General features: G+C 37.5%; 5 protein-coding genes. 4 read left to right on the top strand and 1 reads right to left on the bottom strand.

Translation table 11 applies throughout. The features are described from left to right. Window positions 1-193 precede the first annotated feature (193 nt). The 4 genes from AC33VI_RS22270 (at window position 194) to AC33VI_RS22255 (ending at window position 4,870) form a co-directional block, all read left to right on the top strand. Window positions 194-1,108 carry a glycosyltransferase family 2 protein gene (locus AC33VI_RS22270; RefSeq protein WP_491784456.1) on the top strand — a complete coding sequence of 305 codons (915 nt, stop codon included), beginning with the start codon at window positions 194-196 and terminating at the stop codon, window positions 1,106-1,108. A 74-nt stretch (window positions 1,109-1,182) separates the two neighbouring features. Further along, on the top strand, window positions 1,183-2,028 hold the full coding sequence (locus AC33VI_RS22265) for an ABC transporter permease (protein ID WP_491784455.1): 846 nt from the start codon (window positions 1,183-1,185) through the stop codon (window positions 2,026-2,028). 99 nt (window positions 2,029-2,127) lie between these two features. Then, the gene (locus AC33VI_RS22260; protein ID WP_491784454.1) at window positions 2,128-3,417 is read left to right on the top strand and encodes an ABC transporter ATP-binding protein; all 1,290 of its coding nucleotides are present in this window, start codon (window positions 2,128-2,130) and stop codon (window positions 3,415-3,417) included. 19 nt (window positions 3,418-3,436) lie between these two features. Next, window positions 3,437-4,870 (top strand): hypothetical protein, encoded by a 1,434-nt coding sequence (locus AC33VI_RS22255; RefSeq protein ID WP_491784453.1) that lies wholly within the window; start codon window positions 3,437-3,439, stop codon window positions 4,868-4,870. Window positions 4,871-4,997: 127 nt separating this feature from the next. Here AC33VI_RS22255 and AC33VI_RS22250 read toward each other — a convergent pair. Further along, window positions 4,998-5,251, bottom strand: a 254-nt coding sequence (locus tag AC33VI_RS22250) for a zinc ribbon domain-containing protein (RefSeq protein ID WP_491784452.1), incomplete at its 5' end; no start/stop codon positions are given.

The raw sequence follows: 5,251 nt of genomic DNA, 5'->3' as shown, positions 1-5,251 counted from the left end.
CTAGCAGCTTTCAATTTATACCGAGCGATTGTAGTTTACCCTGCCAATGCGATCGAACCTTTTACCCAATATTTAACCAAACAATTAATTAAAAATACCTTCAAAAAACTTATTACCTATTACCTATTACCTATTACTTAAAGCCATAACAATCATCAATCAGATCGAAAAATTACCTATTACCCATTACCCAATGTCCTTAATATCAATTATTATACCAGCCTATAACGCCAGTTCTACTATTACTCAAACTATAAAATCTGTTATCGAACAAACCTATCGAGATTGGGAACTAATTATTATTAATGATGGTTCGACAGATAATACTTTAGAAGTAGTCAATCGCCTTAAAGATCCGAGAATAAAAGTCTATGATTATCCCAATGCTGGGGTATCCGAAGCGCGAAATAGAGGTATAAAAAAAGCTACGGGAGAATATATTGCCTTTCTCGATGCCGATGATTGGTGGACAAAAGATAAACTCGCCTCACAATTGCAAGCCTTAATCGATAATCCCGAAGTGGGAGTGGCTTATAGTTGGACGTATTTTAGTTACGAACATAAAGGAAAATGTTTTGCTAGCGAAGCAATTTATCATCAAGGAAATGTCCAGTCACAACTTCTCAAAAGAAACTTTCTCCATCACGGATCTAATCCTTTAATTCGCCGTCAAGCAGTCAAAAAAACAGGATTTTTCGATTCTAGTTTTCCTCACTGTGCCGATTGGGATTATTACTTAAGATTGGCAGATAAATATAATTTTGTAGTCGTTCCCCAACATCAAATTTACTATCGACAATCGACTAATTCTATGACTTCTAAGATAGATGCAATCGAACACCAGTTAATTACTATGCTAGACAAAACCTACAGTCGTTTATTAACCAAAGAACAACCCCAAAAAAAACAAACTTTAGCTTGGATCTATCAATACTGCACCCAGCAATATCTCGAATATGGTCGAGATTTATTGAGTATCAAAGATGCGATCGCCTATCTGTTCAAAGCCTTAAAATCCTATCCTCCAATCTTAGGGGAAAAATATACTCAAGATTTAATTAAATGGACAATAAAAAAATCACTAAAATTAAACTTTACTAACAACTAATAACTGTACGGGCGAACAGCCGTTCGCCCGTACTAACTACTAACTACTAACTACTAATAAATGATAAATGTTCAATGATAAATGAAAAAATATATACTCCCAAAAGTAAAATCAAACACCCGTTAATTTTATTCAAGCTAATGTGGCGCGATCTTCTTGCTTCTAGGGAGTTAGCTTGGCAATTGATGATTCGCGATATCAAAGCTCAATATCGACAATCATTCTTAGGTATATTTTGGGCATTTTTACCGCCGATCTTTATGGCAATTGGATTTACTCTTGCTGGAGAATCCAACATAATTAATATTGGTAAAACAGATCTTCCCTATCCTGCTTATGTGATGTTTAGTACTTCTCTATGGCAGACTTTTGTGGAAGCTTTAAACGCGCCTATTGTAGCTGTTACCCAAGCAAAACCAATGCTGGCACGAGTGAACTTTCCTAGAGAAGCAATTATTCTCAGTAAATTAGGAGAAGTTGGCTTTAATTTTGCCATTAAACTAATTTTAATTGTTGGTTTATTTATCTATTTTAAAGTTAAGGTATCTCCCAGCATTATCTTAGCTCCCATTGCTCTAGTTCATTTAATTATGCTGGGTACATTTATTGGAGTTTTAATCGCACCTTTAGGAATTTTATACCAAGATATTTCCAAAGGAATGACTACGATCTCTAGCCTCTGGTTATTTATTACTCCCGTAGTTTATCCCGTACCCACTGAAGGTACTTTTGCCAGTCTGGTTAAGTATAATCCCGTTACTCCTTTGCTGGTTACCATTAGAGAATTAGCTACTACAGGAACATTAACCCAAACTTTTGGTTTTTGGGTAGTTAGTATTATTACTTTTATTGGTTTATTAGTTACTTGGATTTTCTTTCGTTTGGCAATGCCTTATGCCATTGAAAGGGTAAGCTCTTGAACATTAAACATTAAACATTAAACATTAAACATTAAACATTAAACATTGAGCATTAAACATTGAGCATTAAACATTGAGCATTTAGCAATTTAACATTAAATGGTAACTGAATTAGAAAAGATAGCTAAAGATGATAGAAAAAAAAAGAACGATGTAGTTCTCGATATTAATAATCTATCGAAGAAATTTTGTCGCGACCTAAAGCATTCTTTGTTTTATGGAGTTAAAGATATTACTTCAGAAATAATTGGTGTATCGAGAAACAGTCATAAGTTGCGCGATCGCGAGTTTTGGGCGTTAAAAAATATTAGCTTTCAACTAAAAAAAGGCGAAGCTTTGGGCTTAATTGGGGCAAATGGTGCGGGTAAAAGTACTCTTTTAAGAATTATAAGTGGTTTAATTAATCCCGATACTGGTTCGATAAAAGTTCGAGGTAGAGTTGCACCTTTGATTGCTTTAAGTGCGGGTTTTAATCCAGTACTAACAGGAAGAGAAAACATCTATGCCAATATGTCTATTTTAGGCATGAATAAGTCAGAAATAGACGAAAAATTCGATGCTGTGGTAAATTTCGCCGAACTCTGGGAGGCGATCGATGCTCCCGTACAAACCTATAGTTCGGGAATGTCTGCTAGGTTGGGTTTTGCTTGTGCGATTCATGTCGAACCAGAAATATTATTAATAGATGAAGTGCTATCTGTAGGGGATATTAAATTTAGAATGAAGTGCCATCAAAGATTGGCAAAACTTAAAAAACAAGGGACGGCTTTTATTTTAGTTTCCCATAACTCTCATAGTATTTTAAATATTTGCGACTCTTCAATTTATCTACAAAAGGGACGCTTATTAGCTGCGGGAAATACCGAATCAGTAATTAAAAAATACGAAGAAGATTTAGCTTTTAGCGAACCAGAGAAACATGACTTTACTTCGCGTCTAATTCTTCCTGTTAAAACAACCGCAGAAAGTTCGGGTTTAGATATCCTAGAAATATATTTTCGCGATCGCAACACCGACATTTTAGAAAATCCTTTATGCGGTCAACCCACAACTTTTTGCGTCAAATATAAATCTACCAAACATATAGAAAATCTCAACTTAGGTATCAAAGTCAGAAAGGTTTTAGGAGAACAAAATCTAGTTTTATATCTTACTGCGAAGAGCGATAATTCCCTGTTTAATATCTCCCCTGGAAGTGGTGAAATACAACTGCAAATGCCCTATCTAGGTTTAACTCCAGGAAAATATACCGCCCGTATTTATCTCAGAAGTGGTGTCTGCTCTTTCGATGTGATCGAATCTTTTCGTTTTACCGTCAATACATCGGAAATAATCAGCCAAAGTTTATTTTATCAACCACGCACTTGGATTATTAAAAATCAAGCTTAATTTCGATACTAATTAATAGATGAAAGATCGATTACTCAAACCCCATCGCCGACAATTTGTTATCGGTACATCTTCTTTTTATGCGCGTCAAGATTGGCAAAGTTATAAGCTAGCAAATAACTATTGGCTTTCCTATTGCCCCGATCTGCGAATAAGCTGGACTAAAGATCGCGATGGAGTTGAGTGGTGTTTGCTGGGAATGGCAATTGAAACTGAAGTTAATTTTGCCCCAGAAGTATCGATCTCCCAAAGATCTACAGAGGAAGTTATCGCAGGATACTCCGCTTGGGCTGGGCGATGGCTATTAATTGGTAGAGATGAAATACACTTAGATGCCAATGGTTTGCTGGGCTGTTTCTATGGAGAAAAAGCTTCTGGAGAATTCTGGTTGTCAAGTAGTCCAACCCTGTTAGCCAAAATTCTTGCTACTTCAGATAAAGACGAGCGCAATTTAGTTTATGGTGGCGGTATTTCTTGGTATACGCCTCCCTATTCTGGCTACCCCCAAATCAAAAGATTGTTAGCCAGTCAGATAATTAATTTTACTACAGGAAAAATTTCGCCTCGCCTTCTGATGCCAGAAATAGATTTAGATTGCGATTATGAAACAAGCTTAGATTTGGTTAAAAACGCCCTAGTCACAGCCTTACAAAACTTAGCTACATTAGAGCATCCGATTTGGTTGGGTTTAACCGCAGGTTATGACTCTCGTTTAATGCTAGCGATCGCTCAAACTGCTGGGATTGAGTTTACTACCTTTACGAGAATTGCAGGGCGAATGTCTCTAGCAGATTTTATCCTTCCTCCCAAGCTTGCTAAAGAATGCCGTATTCCCCATCTATACTTACAAAATAAACCACCCAAAGAAAGAGAACTTCGATACAATCTGGTCAAAAAACATTCGGGGAATAACGTTTCTGAAGGAGATGCCGAACCTTTTATCATGGGCGTACGAGATAATCTAAAGGGAATATCTTTTGGCGGACATGGATTTGCGATCGCTAGTGGCTTTCACACTCTGCGTCAGCTACCCCCCACTCTTACTTCTCCCCAGGCTGGTGCGATACAAATTGCCAAACTATTCAACGAACCTCCCCAATCTTCCGCAGTAGCGGGAATGGTAGCTTGGTTAACCTGGGTGCAAAAACATCCCCAAGCAAATTTAGATTGGCGCGATCGCTTTTTTCTCGAACAACGTCAGGCTGGTTGGTTGAGTAGCAAAGAACAAGTCTACGATCTCTCGGATCTAGTCAGATTTCCCATTCTCAATGCAGCCCGCATTTATAGTTTATTACTCAGCATTCCCGAAGACCAAAGACTTGATTCTCTTGTTCAAGTAGCAATTTTAAAACGGCTCAATCCTAACTTGGTTAATTATCCTTTCAATCCCGAGCGCAATTATTTTAATTATTGGTCAAAATTCAGGTTCAAATTCGGCAAACATTTTAGCTAATATGTAATTATTGGCAGTTTACTAGAGCTTCTTTGGTATACAAATCTTTAATTTTGGCAATTATCCCCGATGTTGCTTTTTTGACACTCCCCCGAATTTAGCGTAGCGGATTCGGGGGATTCTTGCTTCAGCGATACATAGCTAGATCGGTCAAAGACCCATCCCTACCAGAGGTATCTCCACAAGCGAAAACCCTTTGCCCAAGGGCTAAAATGTTCAGACTTGAGTTAAAATCTCTCGAGTTTAGGCTATTGCACTTGGGACATTTCCACTCTCTAACGCTTAGAGGTAGCTTGTCCATGACATACCCGCAAGGATGACAGCGTTTTGTTGATGGAAACCATCTATTAATTGCACCAATTTTGCGATCATGCCACTTAG

Source organism: Waterburya sp. (genome assembly GCF_058530065.1).
The sequence above is the reverse complement of the archived record's forward strand: the minus strand, read 5'-3'. Positions and strand labels throughout refer to the sequence as shown.

What these genes read in the sequence shown, in the direction of transcription:
- AC33VI_RS22270 (WP_491784456.1), top strand. Translation starts at nt 194, where the DNA reads ATGTCCTTAATATCAATTATTATACCAGCCTATAACGCCAGTTCTACT.
- AC33VI_RS22265 (WP_491784455.1), top strand. Translation starts at nt 1,183, where the DNA reads ATGATAAATGAAAAAATATATACTCCCAAAAGTAAAATCAAACACCCG.
- AC33VI_RS22260 (WP_491784454.1), top strand. Translation starts at nt 2,128, where the DNA reads ATGGTAACTGAATTAGAAAAGATAGCTAAAGATGATAGAAAAAAAAAG.
- AC33VI_RS22255 (WP_491784453.1), top strand. Translation starts at nt 3,437, where the DNA reads ATGAAAGATCGATTACTCAAACCCCATCGCCGACAATTTGTTATCGGT.